This window comes from Streptomyces aquilus (genome assembly GCF_003955715.1).
GTDB classification, from domain to species: Bacteria; Actinomycetota; Actinomycetes; order Streptomycetales; family Streptomycetaceae; genus Streptomyces; species Streptomyces aquilus.
In genome coordinates this window covers 3,142,081-3,157,565 of the sequence record NZ_CP034463.1, presented here as the reverse complement: position 1 = coordinate 3,157,565, position 15,485 = coordinate 3,142,081, and the positions used below count along the sequence as shown (strand labels likewise).

At 72.0% G+C, this 15,485-nt stretch carries 13 protein-coding genes; 7 read left to right on the top strand and 6 right to left on the bottom strand.

Going from position 1 to position 15,485, the window contains the following annotated elements:
* Positions 1–130: 130 nt before the first annotated feature.
* On the bottom strand, positions 131–1,663 hold the full coding sequence (locus EJC51_RS14565; RefSeq protein WP_126271470.1) for a leucyl aminopeptidase: 1,533 nt from the start codon (positions 1,661–1,663) through the stop codon (positions 131–133).
* Between the two features lie 353 nt (positions 1,664–2,016).
* Here EJC51_RS14565 and EJC51_RS14560 point away from each other — a divergent pair, with 353 nt between their 5' ends.
* The 5 genes from EJC51_RS14560 (at position 2,017) to EJC51_RS14540 (ending at position 8,467) form a co-directional block, all read left to right on the top strand.
* Positions 2,017–4,044, top strand: a complete 2,028-nt coding sequence (locus EJC51_RS14560) for a hypothetical protein (RefSeq protein ID WP_126271469.1) — start codon at positions 2,017–2,019, stop codon at positions 4,042–4,044.
* A gap of 118 nt (positions 4,045–4,162) precedes the next feature.
* On the top strand, positions 4,163–5,689 hold the full coding sequence (gene pelF / locus EJC51_RS14555; protein ID WP_126271468.1) for a GT4 family glycosyltransferase PelF: 1,527 nt from the start codon (positions 4,163–4,165) through the stop codon (positions 5,687–5,689).
* Positions 5,686–7,071: a hypothetical protein gene (locus EJC51_RS14550; RefSeq protein WP_126271467.1), complete on the top strand. Its 1,386-nt coding sequence runs from the start codon at positions 5,686–5,688 to the stop codon at positions 7,069–7,071. The genes pelF and EJC51_RS14550 overlap by 4 nt, the downstream gene beginning before the upstream one ends.
* A complete protein-coding gene (locus EJC51_RS14545; RefSeq protein ID WP_126271466.1) occupies positions 7,068–7,694 on the top strand; it encodes a spherulation-specific family 4 protein in 627 nt (208 codons plus the stop codon). Before EJC51_RS14550 ends, EJC51_RS14545 begins: the two co-directional genes overlap by 4 nt.
* Positions 7,691–8,467 (top strand): endo alpha-1,4 polygalactosaminidase, encoded by a 777-nt coding sequence (locus EJC51_RS14540; protein WP_126271465.1) that lies wholly within the window; start codon positions 7,691–7,693, stop codon positions 8,465–8,467. Before EJC51_RS14545 ends, EJC51_RS14540 begins: the two co-directional genes overlap by 4 nt.
* Here EJC51_RS14540 and EJC51_RS14535 read toward each other — a convergent pair.
* A complete protein-coding gene (locus EJC51_RS14535) occupies positions 8,464–9,240 on the bottom strand; it encodes an adenosylcobinamide-GDP ribazoletransferase (protein ID WP_126271464.1) in 777 nt (258 codons plus the stop codon). The two genes, EJC51_RS14540 and EJC51_RS14535, sit on opposite strands and share 4 nt — an antisense overlap.
* Positions 9,241–9,353: 113 nt before the next feature.
* Here EJC51_RS14535 and EJC51_RS14530 point away from each other — a divergent pair, with 113 nt between their 5' ends.
* Positions 9,354–10,118, top strand: a complete 765-nt coding sequence (locus tag EJC51_RS14530) for a hypothetical protein (protein ID WP_126271463.1) — start codon at positions 9,354–9,356, stop codon at positions 10,116–10,118.
* Here the strand turns inward: EJC51_RS14530 and EJC51_RS48215 are convergent.
* The 3 genes from EJC51_RS48215 to cobT are packed head-to-tail and all read right to left on the bottom strand — an operon-like array spanning position 10,016 to position 13,565.
* On the bottom strand, positions 10,016–10,762 hold the full coding sequence (locus EJC51_RS48215; protein WP_207924726.1) for a hypothetical protein: 747 nt from the start codon (positions 10,760–10,762) through the stop codon (positions 10,016–10,018). The two genes, EJC51_RS14530 and EJC51_RS48215, sit on opposite strands and share 103 nt — an antisense overlap.
* The gene (locus EJC51_RS14520) at positions 10,759–12,441 is read right to left on the bottom strand and encodes a phosphatidylglycerol lysyltransferase domain-containing protein (RefSeq protein WP_126271462.1); all 1,683 of its coding nucleotides are present in this window, start codon (positions 12,439–12,441) and stop codon (positions 10,759–10,761) included. The genes EJC51_RS48215 and EJC51_RS14520 overlap by 4 nt, the downstream gene beginning before the upstream one ends.
* A gap of 41 nt (positions 12,442–12,482) precedes the next feature.
* On the bottom strand, positions 12,483–13,565 hold the full coding sequence (cobT, locus tag EJC51_RS14515; protein WP_126271461.1) for a nicotinate-nucleotide--dimethylbenzimidazole phosphoribosyltransferase: 1,083 nt from the start codon (positions 13,563–13,565) through the stop codon (positions 12,483–12,485).
* 137 nt (positions 13,566–13,702) lie between these two features.
* On the opposite strand from cobT, the gene EJC51_RS14510 reads away from it, so the two are divergent.
* Positions 13,703–14,227, top strand: a complete 525-nt coding sequence (locus tag EJC51_RS14510; protein ID WP_126271460.1) for a methyltransferase domain-containing protein — start codon at positions 13,703–13,705, stop codon at positions 14,225–14,227.
* Here the strand turns inward: EJC51_RS14510 and EJC51_RS14505 are convergent.
* Complete coding sequence (locus EJC51_RS14505; RefSeq protein ID WP_126271459.1) at positions 14,216–15,418, bottom strand: bifunctional adenosylcobinamide kinase/adenosylcobinamide-phosphate guanylyltransferase; 1,203 nt, start codon at positions 15,416–15,418, stop codon at positions 14,216–14,218. The two genes, EJC51_RS14510 and EJC51_RS14505, sit on opposite strands and share 12 nt — an antisense overlap.
* Positions 15,419–15,485: the final 67 nt, after the last annotated feature.

Genomic DNA, 15,485 nt, shown 5'->3' with positions numbered 1-15,485 from the left:
CTCACATGTGAGGACGGCACAAAGTGAGATGCCTGGGGTGACATACGGAGGGGCGCGGGGAACTGCGCGACCGGCCACAGCCGGCCCGCAGCCGCCCGCGAACCCCAGGCACCGAGCACTCAGGCGATGGTCACCCCAGGTCACCCGCGGCAGTCAGCTCCGCCAGCCGCACCAAGGTACGCACAGCGGTACCCGTCCCGCCCTTGGGCGTGTACCCGAACGGCCCACCCTCGTTGAACGCGGGACCCGCGATGTCGAGGTGCGCCCAGGTGATCCCCTCGCCCACGAACTCCCGCAGGAAGAGCCCGGCGACCAGACCGCCGCCCATCCGCTCACCCATGTTCGCGATGTCGGCGGTCGGGGACTCCATCCCCTTGCGCAGGTGCTCGGGCAGCGGCATCGGCCACGCCGGCTCGCCGACCTCCTCCGCGGCCTCGTGCACGGCCGTGCGAAACGCGTCGTCGTTGGCCATGATCCCGTACGTCCGGCTGCCCAGCGCCAGCATCATCGCCCCGGTCAGCGTCGCCACGTCGACGATCGCGTCCGGCTTCTCCTCCGACGCCGCCCACAGCGCGTCGGCCAGCACCAGCCGGCCCTCGGCGTCGGTGTTGAGGACCTCGACGGTCTTGCCGCTGTACATCCGCAGCACGTCACCCGGACGCACCGCGGACCCCGACGGCATGTTCTCGGCGAGCGCCAGCCACCCGGTGACGTTCACTTCGAGACCGAGCCGCGCGACGGCGACGACGGCGGCGAAAACGGCCGCCGCACCGCTCATGTCGCACTTCATCGTCTCGTTGTGACCGGCCGGCTTCAGCGAGATGCCGCCCGAGTCGTACGTGATGCCCTTGCCGACCAGGGCGAGGTGCTTCTTCGCCTTGGAGGAGGTGTACGACAGCTTCACCAGCCGTGGCTTCGCCTCGGAACCGCCGCCGACGCCCAGGATGCCGCCGTAACCGCCCTTGACCAGCGCCTTGTCGTCGAGCACCTGCACCTTGAGGCCGTGCTCCTTGCCCGCGGCCTGGACGACGGCGGCGAAGGCCTCCGGGTACAGGTCGTTCGGCGGGGTGTTGATCAGGTCCCGAGCGCGGTTCAGCTCCTCCGAGACCGCGAGGGCCCGCTCGACGGCCGCCTTGTAGGCGCGGTCGCGGGGCTTGCCGCCCAGCAGGGCCACCTCGGCGAGCGGCGCCTTGCCCTTCTTCGGGTCCTTGCCGTTCTCCTTGTACGCGTCGAAGGAGTACGCGCCCAGCAGCGCGCCCTCGGCGATCGCACCGGCGTCCGCGGCGTCCGTCAGCGGCAGCGCGAACGCGGCCTTCTTCGAGCCGTTCAGCGCGCGGGCGGCCGTACCGGCGGCCCGGCGCAGCGCCTCGGCGTCGAAGGAGGAGTCCTTCTCGGGCTCCGGGCCGAGACCCACGGCCACCACGAGGGGCGTCTTGAAACCGGACGGCGCGGGCAGCTTCGTCACCTCGCCCTCGGCACCGGAGGCGCCGAGGGTCTCCAGGACGCCGGCGAGCTTGCCGTCGTAGGCCTTGTCCACGGCTTCGGCGCCCGGGGCGACGACCAGGCCCCCGGACCGGGATGCAGCGCCCTTGGCGACACCGATCACGATCGCGTCGGCCCGCAGGCCGGGCGCCGCGGCGGTGCTGAGAGTGAGAGCAGTCACGGTGGTGAAATCTCGCTTCCGATGTGAAGTTCCAGTGGTCGAGCGGGTGGGTCGACCGGGCCCGACAGCCGACCCTAGATCTGACTCAGGGGGCGGCATCGACCGGGGCCTTCACCCCGTCGATGAACACCCGGAACGAGCCTACGCGCGTGGCGCGGTTTCGCTCATTCCTACGGGCGTTCACCTGTCGGTGGCGTCGTAGCCATTTCCCAGCTCTCACTCGCGGTCACCTCGGCCACACTCACTGTGTTCCGGTGGGCGCTCTGTTCGCCGCTTCGCATGATTTCCACGGATCCTCCCCGGATTGCCCGCAAAGGGGCCGCACGAGGATCTTCTGGGGGGAAGGACACCCAATGGCGCAAAGTGCGCACAGATGGAAGGCCGTCGCCGCCGTCTCCACGGCGGCGGGGCTGATCGCGCTGGGCCTGGGGGCGCCCGGCGCCGCCGCGGCGACGACACCGCGCATCGACCTGAAGGTGCTGGTCGTGGACAACGGCGACAGCCCCGTCCAGGCCATCACCGCCCAGCTCAGGAGCACCGGCATCCCGTACACCGTCGTCGACCTGAACGACGCGGGTCGCCCCGCCATCACGAGCGCGTTCCTCGCCGACACGGTGGGTGGCACGCCCCGGGCCAGGTACCAGGGCGTCGTGCTGCCCAACGAGACCCCGTTCGGGGCCGGTTCGGCGGAGCAGACCGCGCTGGAGGCGTACGAGAAGACGTACGGCATCCCGCAGGTCGACGCCTACACCTGGGCGCACCCGGAGGTAGGCCTGGACTACAGCGTGTACTCCGGGACGCTGGACGGCCGGACGGCGGACGTCACCACGGCGGGCAGGGCGGGCTGGTTCGGCTATCTCGACGGGGCCGTCGCCTTCGAGGACAACTCCGCCTCGACGCAGGAGAGTTACGGCTTCGTCGCCACCCCTCGCACCGGCTTCACCAGCTACGTCGACGTCCCCGTGCCGGGCGGCACCGGCCGGGGCAGCCTGATCGGCGAGTACGCGCACGACGGCCGCCGCGAACTCGTCGTGACCTTCGCCTACAACCAGTACCAGCAGCAGTTCCGGGTGCTGGCCCGCGGCATCGTCGAGTGGCTGACCCAGGGCGTGCACCTGGGGCAGGCCCGCAACTACTTCGAGGTCCACGTCGACGACGTCTTCGCCCCCGACAGCCGCTGGGACACCGCGCACAACTGCACCCCGGGCGACTTCACCTGCCCCGGCGGCGACGGCGCGGGCACCGTGCCGATCCGGATGACGGCCGCCGACGCCCAGTACGCGGCGCAGTGGCAGCAGGAACACGGCTTCAAGCTCGACATGGTCTACAACGCCGGTTCCGGCGAGGAGTGGAAGACCGAGAACGGCGGCACCGACGCGCTCGCCACCCAGATGCTCGCCGACAAGGCCAAGTACCGCTGGATCAACCACACCTACACGCACAAGTTCCTCGGCTGCGTCCAGGACACCACCAGCGTGCCGTGGAGCTGCGCCAAGAACGCCGACGGCAGCACCCAGTACCTGAGCCGCGCCGACATCTCCGCGGAGATCGGCGACAACTACAACTGGGGCGTCGGCAAGGGGCTTCCGCTCAACCGCGCCGAACTCGTCACCGGCGAACACTCGGGCCTGCGCACCCTGCCCCAGCAGCCCGACGACAACCCCAACCTCGCGGGCGCGCTGGCCGCGAACGGCGTCAAGTGGACCGCCTCCGACAACTCCCGTGAACCCGAGCAGCGTTCGGTCGGCAGCAGCACCCTCACCGTGCCGCGCTACCCGATGAACGTGTACTACAACACGGGCACCGACGCGGAGATGGCCGACGAGTACAACTGGATCTACACCTCGGCGGCCGACGGCGGCAGCGGCCTGTGCGAGAACAACCCGTCGTCCACCTGCCTGCCCGCGCCGCTCGACACGGCCACCGGCTACCGGTCGTACATCGTCCCGCAGGAGGCCCGCACCGCCCTCGGGCACGCGATCTCGGGCGACCCGCGGCCGCACTACGCCCACCAGTCCAACCTGGCCGAGGACCGCACGCTCTACCCGGTCCTGAACAAGGTGCTGGCCGACTACCAGGCCCTGTTCGCCGACAACACCCCGCTGGAGAACCTCGCCCAGGCCGCCATCGGCACCGAACTCCAGCGCCGCGCCGCCTGGCAGGCCGCGCTGGCCTCCGGCAAGGTCACGGCGTACCGGGTGGGCAACACGGTGACGATCACGGCGCCGAGCGGGACGCAGATCCCGGTGACGGTTCCGGAGGGGAGCAAGCAGCAACTCCTCCTTGGTACGACGACCTTCGGTACGGCGTATGCGGGCAGGCGTTCGGCCTGGGGGGCGCCTGCGGCGCTGCAATCGGCGTTGACTTTGAAACTGCCGTAAGGGGAGCGGCTTTCAGGGGCGCGGGGAACTGCGCGACCAGCCCCCACCCACCCGCAGCCGGGTCTGGTCCGCAGTCCTCCGCACAACATCCGCACAACAGGGGGGAACACGCGCGGCTATGCGAACCGGCCGTCACGTCACCATGCTCACCGAAGGCACCTACCCGCACGTCCACGGCGGCGTCAGCACCTGGTGCGACCAGCTCGTCAAGGGCATGCCGGAGGTCGACTTCCACATCCTGTCGCTCACCGGCAGTGGCCGCGAACCCGTGACCTGGGAGTTGCCGCCGAACGTCTACCGCCACACCTCGGTCCCCACCTGGGGCCCGCGCCCGGGCCGCAGGTCCGCCCCGTTCGGCAGGGCGAGGCGCCGCTTCCTCGACTCCTACGAGCGTTTCCTGCTCTCTTTCCTGGACCCGGAGGCCGGGCACCAGCACGACTTCGGCGAGGCCCTCCACGAACTGGCCCGACTGGCCCGCGACGGACGGCTGTCGGCGGCCCTGCGCACGGAGTCCGCCCTGCGTTCCCTGATGTGGATCTGGACGATGCCGCACCTGCCCGTCGCCGCCGCCCGGCCCACGGTCCACGACGCCCTCACCGCCACCGACCTCCTCGAACACGCCCTGCGCCCACTGGGCGTCCGGGTCCCCGAGGACTCGGTCGCGCACGCCGTCAGCAGTGGCCTGGCCACCCTGCCGGCCCTCGCCGCCCACGCCCTCGACGGCGTGCCGTTCCTCCTCACGGAGCACGGCATCTACCTCCGCGAGCGCTACCTCGGCTACCGCTCCGACGCCCAACGCTGGCCGGTGAAGGCGTTCATGCTCGGCTTCTACCGTGAACTCAATTCACACGGGTACAGAGCCGCCGACCTGATCACACCGTGCAACCAGTACAACCGCCGCTGGGAGGAGCGCGGCGGCGCCGACGCCGACAAGATCCGCACGGTCTACAACGGCGTCGACCCGGCCGCCTTCCCGCACGCGGGCCCCGAACCCGAGGTCCCCACCCTCACCTGGTGCGGCCGCGTGGACCCCATCAAGGACCTGGAGACCCTGATCCGCTCCTACGCGATGGTCCGCGCCGAACTCCCGGAAACCCGCCTGCGGTTGTTCGGCCCGGTCCCACCGGGCGGCGAGGAGTACCGCACCCGTCTGGAGAAACTCGCCGCGGAACTCGGTGTCACCGACGGCCTCACCTTCGAGGGCCGCATCAGCGAGGTCTGGCGCGCCTACGCCGCCGGCCACGTGGTGATGCTCTCCTCCATCTCCGAGGGCTTCCCGTTCTCCATCATCGAGGCCATGTCCTGCGGCCGTACGACGGTGTCGACGGACGTCGGCGGGGTGCGCGAGGCCGTCGGCGACACCGGCCTGGTGGTCCCCCCGAGGGAACCGGAGAAGATGGCGGCAGCGGCCCTGACCCTCCTCAAGGACGACGAACGCCGCCTGAAGCTGGGCGAGTTGTCGCGCCGGAGAGTGATCGACCGCTTCACGCTCCGCCGCTCGGTGGACGCCTTCCGCACCATCTACCAGGAACTCGCGGGCCTGCCCGAGGTGTACGAGCCCACGGTCGAGACCGTCACCGACTGGACCCTCGAACTGCGCGACCCCTGGTACGCGGCGGTCGCGACGGACGGAACCGACTGGTGAGCGGCTCCCTCTGGCTGCCGCCCGGCGCCCGCCCCGACACCTTCCCCGCGATCCCCAAGCAGCGCACCACTCCCAGCTGGGCCGGCCCCGACCCCGTCGACGAACTCGCCGCCCGCCTCGACGACTTCGTGGCGGCGGCGGTCCACCCCGACGAGATCGCCGCGCTCCTGGAGTCCGACGGCCTGTCGGACGACCAGATACGCGAGCGGTACGGCGTGAAGAACTCCTTCGCGCTGGCCGAGGAACTCTACGAACGCGTCGGCCGCCGCCACCCGGAGCCGGAGACCCCACCCCACGACCCGTGGCGGGTCGGCCTGCTGTCCTGCCTGCTCCGAGGAGCCCTCTTCGCCCTCCCGGGCTTCGCCTACGTACTGGCCGCCGCAGCCCCGCTCCCGCTCCTGGCCGGCGCCCTGACCGGCTGGGCCTGGAACCAGGGCCTGGCCCACAGGGCGTACACCTGGCTGGGCTTGGGGGACGGGAGGGCGGCGAGGCGGAGCCTGCTGCTGGGGGCGCCGACGGGGGTGGTGCTGGGCGCCGTGGTGGCATTGCTGGTGTCAGGCGCGGCAGACGAGGCCGCGGCCTTCGCGGCGGGACAGGCCGTGTACATGGGGGCATCGACGATCCTGCTGGTACTGAGCCGCGAACGAGCATTGTTGTGCGCCCTGTTGCCCATGGCGGCGGGAGCGATCCTGACCCTGCTCCACCCCGTCCCGGACGCAGCGAGACTGACGCTGCTCCTGGGCTCGCTGCTCGCGGTGACAGCCCTGGCAGCACGTGAAGTCACGCGTGAGGGCAACGCCCGTCAGGGGCGCGGGGAACTGCGCGACCAGCCCGCACCCGCCCGCAACCAACCAACAGCGCGAGGCCCCCGTCTTTCCGGCTCTTTCCCCTACGCCGTGTTCGGCCTCGCCACCGGCACCCTCGTCCTCCACGCAGCCCTCGCCGACAACCTCACCGCCGTCATCCTCACCCTCAGCATGGGCCCCGCCGAATGGCTCCTGTACCGACTCCGCAGCACAGCCCTCACCGCCCTACGATCGAGCACCACCCCAACAGCGTTCCGCCGCACAACAACCCACACCCTGCTGAAGTACCTGACCGCCTACCTCCTCACCCTCCTCATGGCCCTCACCACCGGCATCAGCCCGGCCCCCCTCCTGCTCCTCGGCGCGGTCCTGTGGACAGCCCTGCTCCTACAGTCCTTCGGCGCGATCCTCACCACGACAGCGATCTGCTCCATGGCGGCCCTGGCCCAGACGCTCGCGTCCCTGACGCACTGTTGCAGCCCGTACTGGATCACCCTGACCGTGTACGCAACCACCGCCACCACCCAAGCCGCCCTCGCCTGCGCCCTGTTGGGGAGGGCGACCGCCCACCGATGACGAACCTCCTGCTCCCGTACTACGAGCACCCGTCCGTCCGCCCCGCGGAGTGGGACGCGATCATCGCGGCGGCCCCCCACCTCTACGCGGTCGTCCTCAACCCGGCGAGCGGCCCCGGCGACCGCCCCGACGAGGCCTTCGTCGAGCTGGCCGCACGCCTCAGAGCCGCAGGCGTACGGACCCTCGGCTACGTCGACACCGCCTACGCCCACCGCCCCCGCACCGACGTCGTCCGCGACCTCACCCAGCACCGCGACTGGTACGCCACGGACGGCGCCTTCCTCGACCAAGTGGCCGCAGGTGAAGCCGAGTTCACGTACTACCGCCGCCTCGCGACAGCGGTCCGAGGCACCCTTGCCCTCAACCACGGAACCGCCCCGCACCCCGCCTACGCCCGCATCGCCGACGTCCTCGTGACCTTCGAGGGCCCCTGGACGTCGTACCTCCACCTGGGCCCGCCGAAGTGGCGCGGCGGCACGGACGTACGGCTCTGCCATCTCGTGTACGGCGTCCCGCGTGGCGCGGATCTCGCCGTGCACGGGGCGGATCTGTACTGCGGGGTGCCCGGTATGGGTGATCATCCTTGGGGTACGTTGCCCCACACTCTGGAGCCCGCGCAGTGAGACGCCTTCTCTGGCTGTTCCCCGTCCTCCTCCTCGCCGCCTGCACCACGGCCCAGGACGGCAAGCCGAGCCCCCGCTGGCAGCCGACCCCGGGTCTGGCCTGGCAGTGGCAGCTGAGCGGCAAGACGATCGACACCTCCGTCGACGTCCCGGTCTACGACATCGACGGCTTCGACCAGCCGAAGGCGACCGTGGCCGCCCTGCACCGCGAGGACCGCAAGGTGATCTGCTACCTGTCCACCGGCGCCTGGGAGGACTGGCGGCCCGACGCGAAGAAGTTCCCCAAGTCGGTGATCGGCCGCGGCAACGGCTGGGAGGGTGAGCGCTGGCTGGACATCCGGCAGACCGATGTCCTTGAGCCGCTCATGGCCGCCCGCATGGACATGTGCGAGGACAAGGGCTTCGACGCGGTCGAGCCGGACAACATGGACGGCTACAAGAACCGCACGGGATTCGACCTCGACGCCTCCGACCAGCTCCGCTACAACCGCCTGATCGCGAAGCTCGCGCACGACCGGGGCATGGCGGTGGGCCTGAAGAACGACCTGGACCAGATCCCGCGGCTGGTGGACGACTTCGACTTCGCGGTCAACGAACAGTGCGCCCAGTACGACGAGTGCGCGGCCAACACGCCCTTCATCAAGGCGGACAAGGCCGTGTTCCACGTGGAGTACGAGCTGCCGACGAGCGCCTTCTGCCCGGAGTCGCGCCGCCTGAAGCTGAGCTCGATGGCGAAGAAGTACGAGCTGGGGGTGTGGCGCCGGGCCTGCTAGGCCCCGAAGCTCAGGACGACCAGCGCCGTCGTCGTCGCGGTCTCCGCGAGGCCGCCGAACACATCCCCCGTGATCCCGCCGAAGCGGCGCGTGCAGTGCCGTAGCAGCAGTTCGGAGGCGGCAAGGGCGACGAGGACGGCGACGACCGGGCCGTAGCTCCCGACCAGCAGCCCGATCCCGGCCGCCGCCACCAGCACCGCCACGACGACCCCGACCGCACCCCCCACCGGCACCACGCCCGCCACCGCCGCCCCCAGCCCCTCCGGCCGGGCCGCCGGCACCCCGGCGCGGGCCGCCAGGGTCAGGGCGAGCCGCGCGACGACCGCCGCGACGACGGTGGCCACCGCGCCCCGGGCCCATGAGTCGTCGTAGGCCCGTGCCAGCGCGGCCACCTGGCCCAGCAGCACGAAGACGAGGCTGATCACCCCGAACGGCCCGATGTCCGACTGCTTCATGATCCGCAGCGCGTCCTCCGCGGGCTTGCCGCTGCCGAGCCCGTCGGCGGTGTCGGCGATGCCGTCGAGGTGCAGGCCCCGGGTCAGTACGGCCGGTACCGCGACCGAGCCGACCGCGGCGAGCAGCGCCCCCGAGCCCAGCCACAGCAGCGCGAGCCCGACGCCCGCCGCGACCCCGCCGATCACCACACCCACCAGCGGGGCGCACAGCATGCCGCCACGCGCCGCCTCCCGGTCCCAGCGGCTCACCCGGACGGGGAGCACACTCAGGGTGCCGAGAGCGAAACGAAGGCCGTGGAGCTGCACAGACGTGGACACGCCCGGAAGAGTAGCCCGGTCAAGGGCCCCGCCCGACAGCCCGCCCCCGGCCCCCGTAGCCCGGTCGCCGCACCCGCCGGGCAGGCCGTCCCTCCTGGCCCGAAACTGGGCCCATGGGCCACTGGCTGCACCGCAACATCGTCGAACCCGGCAAGCTGCCCCTGCTCCTGGCCCTGACCGCGTTCGTCGTCACCTTCCTCGTCACCCGGGTCATCACCCGCCTCATCCGCGCGGGCAAGGGGCCGTTCGGCAACATCAGCTCCGGCGGGGTGCACATCCACCACGTGGTGCCCGGCGTGATCCTGACGGTCCTCGGCGGCTTCGGGGCGGTCGCCAGCGGGCGGCACGGCTTCGGGTCGGCGGTGTTCGCGGTGGTCTTCGGGGTCGGCGCCGGTCTGGTGCTGGACGAGTTCGCGCTGATCCTGCACCTGGACGACGTCTACTGGACGGAGGAGGGCAGGAAGAGCGTCGAGGTCGTCGTCCTCACCGCGGCCCTGGTCGGGCTCATGCTGTCCGGGTTCTCGCCGTTCGGGGTCAACGACATGAGCCAGGAGGAGCTCAAGGACCGCGGCAGCGTCATCTCGACCGTCCTGGTCAACTTCCTCTTCGCCCTCGGCGTGCTCCTCAAGGGCAAGACCCGGATGGCGATCTTCAGCGTGGTCGTCCCGTTCGTCGGCATCATCGGGCTCGTCCGCCTGGCCCGCCCCGGCTCACCCTGGGCCCGCCGCCTCTACCGCCGTCGCCCCCGCGCCCGCGCCAAGGCCATCCTGCGCGCCTACCGCCACGACCGCCGCTGGGCGGGCCCCCGGCGCCGCCTCGAGGACCTGATCGGCGGCAAACCCGACCCGGACCCCGCACTCGAAGCCGGCCGCCGGTGACGGTGCCGCAGGGCCGACACCCCGCACAGCGCCAGCACCGCCACGATCGCCGCCAGATGCTCCTTGCCCGCGAGGTTGTCCTTCAGCACCACCTCGACCACCATCGCGGCGATCACCACCCCCGCGGTGACGTACGCCCGGTACCGCCACCCCAGGAACACGGCCAGCCCCACCACCGCCGCCGACGGGCCGGTGTCGACGACCAGGGAGTCCGAGGCGGGCAGACCGAACGGGCTGTCGGGGCCCAGCCAGATGCCCACACGCGCGTACAGCGTGCCGGCGAGCGTGGCGACGTACGCGATGACGAGCGTGCGCCACCAGCCCAGGCAGATCTCCGCGATGCCGAAGACCAGCAGGATCTGGGCGAGCGCGCCCCAGACGGGCAGGTCGAGGGCGGGGACGAACAGCGACAGGGGAGTGCGGAGCAGAGCCAGCCACAGCGGGTCCTCGGCCCGTACCGCGCCGACGTCCTCGACGAACCGGAAGCCCCACGACTGGTTGTGCACGAGGTGCAGCACCGCCGTCAGGCACACCACCCCGACCGTCATCGGCACCGCCCGCCACCGCCGCCGCACCAGCGGCCCGCGCACGGCGACGTACAGCGGCCCCCATTCGGTACGGGCCCAGCGGGCGAGTGTCGTCATCTCTGCTTCTCCAGGTGTGTCCGGTGCAGCCCCGGCAGCTCCAGGAACCCCTCCGCGCGCGCCGAGGCGAGCCCGATGCGCGGCAGGTCCGCGCTCTTCTCGAAGAGCAGGAACCGCGGCTCCCAGATGGGCCGGTACTTGGCGTTGGCGCGGTACAGGGACTCGATCTGCCACCAGCGCGAGAAGAAGCTGAGCAGCGACCTCCACAGCCGCAGCACCGGTCCCGCACCGAGCCGTCCACCACGTTCGAAGACCGACCGGAACATCGCGAAGTTGAGCGAGACCTGAGTGATCCCGATCTCGCGGGCCCGCCGCAGCAGCTCGATCACCATGAACTCGACCAGTCCGTTGTCGGAGTCCCGGTCCCGCCGCATGAGATCGAGCGACAGCCCGTGCGGCCCCCACGGCACGAACGACAGCAGCGCCCGCAACTCGCCCTGGCCGTCCGCGCATTCGAGCATCACACAGCGCCCGTCCCGGGCGTCCCCGAGCCGCCCCAGCGCCATGCTGAAGCCGCGCTCGGTGGCCCCGTCCCGCCAGTCGTCGGCCCGCTTGACCAGCGCGGCCATCTCCGTGGCCGGGATCTCCTCGTGCCGCCGGATCCGCACCGTGTACCCGGCCCGCCGCACCCGGTTGTGGGCCTGCCGCACGGTCCGCATGGCCCGCCCCTCAAGGGTGAACTCGGCGACCTCCACCAGCGCCTCGTCCCCGAGCTCCAGCGCGTCGAGCCCGTGCCGCGCGTACACGGTCCCCGCCTCCTCGCTCGCCCCCATCACCGCCGGGATCCACCCGTGCGCCCGCGCCTGGTCGAGCCACGGCTCGATGGCACCGGGCCAGGCCTCCGGGTCGCCGAGCGGATCCCCGGAGGCCAGGGCCACACCTCCTACGACGCGATAGGCGACGGCGGCCTTGCCGCTCGGCGACCAGACGACGCTCTTCTCCCGGCGCAGCGCGAAGTAGCCCAGCGAGTCCCGCTCGCCGTGCCGGTCGAGCAGCTCCCGCAGCCGCTTCTCGTCGTCGTCGGTCAGCGGGTCGACGGCACGGCGGGAGCGGAAGGCTGCGTAGAGGACGGCGAGGAGGAGCACCGTACTGAGGCCGTTGACGGTGACGTCGACCCAGTTGGGGGTGGCGATGCCGGGAGAGCGGAAGTCGGTGATGGAGACCAGGCGCAGGGTGCCGTAGCGCCAGCAGGCGGCGAAGGGGGAGTGCCGCTCGTTGGTCACCGTCACCAGCAGTGCCGCGAGCAGCGAGGAGGCGAGCAGCCCGCCCGCGCCGACGGCGGCGGCCAGCTTCGGGTTGGCCCGGTCACCCTTGGCGTAGAACTCCCGCCGCCCGAGCACCAGCGCGCCCGTGAAGGCGGCGGTCAGACCCAGCGACACCCAGTTCTGCGGATGCCGCCGGATCTCCGGGAACACCATGGCGAACGCCAGCAGCGCGAGGAACGCCCCGCTCAGCCCGAGGTTGAGCAGCCATGCGGCCCGCTTGCGGCGCCGCATGGTGATCGCCAGGAACGCCGTGAAGACCCCGGAGGCGAAGCCGGCGGTCAGCAGGTACGGCGTGAACAGATCCTCCTGGTTGTGCCGCCGCACGTCCTGCCCCAGGGACACCCACACCGCACTGAGGAAGTTGACGAACGCGACGAGCCGGAGGTACCAGACGGCGAATCGGGCGTATCCCATGAAGGTGGATCATATGGGCGCCCTTGTCCGTTCTGCCGGACCTACTCCTCCTTCTCCGGCTCCTCCTCGACAGCCGGCTCCGGCTTCTCCGGCAGCTCGGCCGCCAGCGCGGCCGCGGCCTGCACCAGCGGCAGCGCCAGCAGCCCCCCGGCGCCCTCGCCCACCCGCACTCCGTGGTCGAGCAGCGGCTCAAGGGCCATCCGGTCCAGCGCCTTCGCCTGCCCCGGCTCCCCGGAGTCGTGCGCGGCCAGCCACCAGTCCGGCGCCCGGAAGGCGATCCGCTGCCCGACCAGCGCGCAGGCGGCGACGACCACACCGTCCAGGACCACCGGCAGCTTCCGCACCGCGGCCTGCAACAGGAACCCGGTGATCGCGGCGAGGTCGGCGCCGCCCACGGTCGCGAGCAGCTGCAACTGGTCGCCCAGCACCGGCCGCGCCCGCCGCAACGCGTCCCGGATCGCCGCGCACTTGCGCATCCACGTCAGGTCGTCGATCGCGAGCCCGCCCCGCCCGGTCACCACCGACGCGTCGGTCCCGCACAGCGCGGCGATGAGCACGCCCGCCGCCGTGGTCCCGCCGACGCTCACATCGCCGAGCACCACCAGATCCGTACCGGAGTCGGCCTCCTCGTCGGCGACCGCCATCCCGGCCCGGAACGCGGCCTCGGCCTCCTCCAGGGTCAGCGCGTCCTCGACGTCGATACGACCGCTGCCGCGCCGCACCCGATGCCGTACGACGTCCTCCGGCAGCGTCTCCGGGTCGGTGTCCAGCGCCATGTCGACGACCCGCACCGGCACCCCGAGCCGCCGTGCGAGCACCGACACCGGCCGCCCGCCCTCCAGCACCTCGCGCACCAACTCCCCGGCGCTGCCCGCCGGCCGGGCCGAGACGTCGAGCTCGGCGATGCCGTGGTCACCGGCGAAGAGCACCACCCGCGGTCGTTCGATGGGCCGTACCGGCACGGCGGACTGTGCGGCGGCCAGCCACTCACCCAGGTCGTCGAGGCGGCCCAGCGACCCGGGCGGCACGATCTGGCGCTCACGACGCGCCTCGGCGTCGCGGCGCACCCCGCCGTCGGGGCGCTCGATCAGATCGGAGAAGTCGTCGAGATTAAGCGAGCTCATTCGCCGAACAGTACCGGCACCGGTCGAACAGAACGGCGGCGCCGGGGCACCACGCACACCGCACGTCGTTGCTCCCAAGATCGAGATCCCATACGTTCCGTTTTGCAGCGGATTGTCGTATGTCTCAGGGAGCCCCCATGAAACGCCTGCGCGCCCGACTCGCCGACCTCGACCGCAGACGGCGCCACCGCTCCACGGCCCGCGCGATGCTGCGCCTGAACCCCGAACCGGAGAGCTGGCTGGACGTCGGCACCGGCGAGGCCCACTTCCCGGCCGAGGCCAAGGCGCTGTTCCCGTACACCTCCTTCGACGGTCTCGACACGACCACGGCCGTGCTCGTGGCCCGCGAGGCGGAGCGACTGGAGGAGGCGTACCTCGGCACCCCGGCGGCCCCGCACCTCACCCGGGCCCTGACCGCCCGCTACGACGTGATCAGCGTCCTGAAGCCGGTCGCGGAGCTCGGCGCGGTCCTGACGTTCCTCCGCCCGGGCGGCCATGTGCTGGTGGAGACCGAGGGAGCCACCGACGCGCTCCGCGGGGAACTCGAAGCCGCGCACTGCACGATCCTCCCGCCCACCCGGCACCCCGCCCTCGACCGCCTGTCGAGGACGACCCGAGTGATCGCCCGCAGGCAGTCGCAGTCGCAGTCCTCAGCCCCGTAGCACCAGCGCCTGCCCCGCCACCACCAGCAGCACCTGCTCGCACTCCCCGGCGAACGCCGCGTTCAGCCGCCCGAGTTCGTCCCGGTAACGCCGTCCGGAGGCGGTGGCGGGCACGATCCCCGACCCCACCTCGTTCGACACGGCGACGACGGTCCGCCGGGTCGCCCGCACCGCGTCCGTCAACTCCCGCACCCGCTTGCGCAGCGCCCGCTCCCCGCCCCCGGCCCACTCCGCGTCGTCCCACGCCCCGACGGCGTCCATCGCGTCCGTCAGCCACAGCGACAGACAGTCGATCAGCAGCGGCGGCCCCTCGTCGGCGAGCAGCGGCACCAGGTCGCAGGTCTCGGCCGTACGCCAGGAGCCGGGCCGCCGCTCCCGGTGCGCGAAGACCCGCGCCGCCCACTCCCCGTCCCCGTTCCGCGTCCCGCCGGTGGCCACGTACAGCACCTCCGGGAAGGCCTCCAGCCGCCGCTCGGCCTCCACCGACTTCCCGGACCGCGCCCCGCCCAGCACCAACGTCCGCCGCGGTACGTCCGGTACGTCCTCGTAGGCGCCGACGGCCAGTGTCGTCCCGTCGGGTACGGCCCGCGCGCCCGCCGCCGCGAGCCGGCGCCGCAACTCGCCGCCCGGCGGCACGTCGTGGTCCAGGTGCACGGCGACGACGTCGGTGGTCGGCCCCACGGCCCCCACCGCCCGCAGCCTGGCCAGCGCGTCCGGCCGCCCCACGACATCGGCGAGGACCATGTCGTAGACGTCCGTGCCGTTCTCCTCCAGCCCCGCCGGAGCGCCCCCCGGCGGCAGATACAGCAACCGCTGCCCGTCCGGCCCGGTCACCGCGTACCCGGTGCCGGGCGAGTCCATCGCCACCGCCCGCACCCGATGCCCCGTCAACAACGCCAGCTCCCGCCCGTCCGGCACCCGCCCCGGCTGCGGCAGTCCGGCCGGCACCTCCACGGCGGGCCCGTCGTGCGGATGCGACAACAGCACCTGCCGTACGCCCCCGAGCGAATGCCCCGCCCGAGCGGCGGCGAAGGCGACACCGGGCGTCAGATCGAGCATGAGCGCCCCGTCGACGAGCAGCGCGGTGGCGGCACGGGCGTCGACACCGAGCGCGACAGCACAAGAGGAACAGGGGCAGGAGGGCCGGGGCAGCCCCGAGGGCCCTCCGGTACCGAGCAAAGTCACGTCCACAGGACAGATTTTCGCCGGTAACTTCTGATCATGCGCGCGCTGCATGCCCCCACGCAGCCGCGGACAA

Coding starts and splice junctions, on each gene's coding strand:
- EJC51_RS14560 (WP_126271469.1), top strand. CDS start 2,017: ATGGCGCAAAGTGCGCACAGATGGAAGGCCGTCGCCGCCGTCTCCACG.
- pelF (WP_126271468.1), top strand. CDS start 4,163: ATGCGAACCGGCCGTCACGTCACCATGCTCACCGAAGGCACCTACCCG.
- EJC51_RS14545 (WP_126271466.1), top strand. CDS start 7,068: ATGACGAACCTCCTGCTCCCGTACTACGAGCACCCGTCCGTCCGCCCC.
- EJC51_RS14530 (WP_126271463.1), top strand. CDS start 9,354: ATGGGCCACTGGCTGCACCGCAACATCGTCGAACCCGGCAAGCTGCCC.
- EJC51_RS48215 (WP_207924726.1), bottom strand. CDS start 10,762: ATGACGACACTCGCCCGCTGGGCCCGTACCGAATGGGGGCCGCTGTAC.
- EJC51_RS14520 (WP_126271462.1), bottom strand. CDS start 12,441: ATGGGATACGCCCGATTCGCCGTCTGGTACCTCCGGCTCGTCGCGTTC.
- cobT (WP_126271461.1), bottom strand. CDS start 13,565: ATGAGCTCGCTTAATCTCGACGACTTCTCCGATCTGATCGAGCGCCCC.
- EJC51_RS14510 (WP_126271460.1), top strand. CDS start 13,703: ATGAAACGCCTGCGCGCCCGACTCGCCGACCTCGACCGCAGACGGCGC.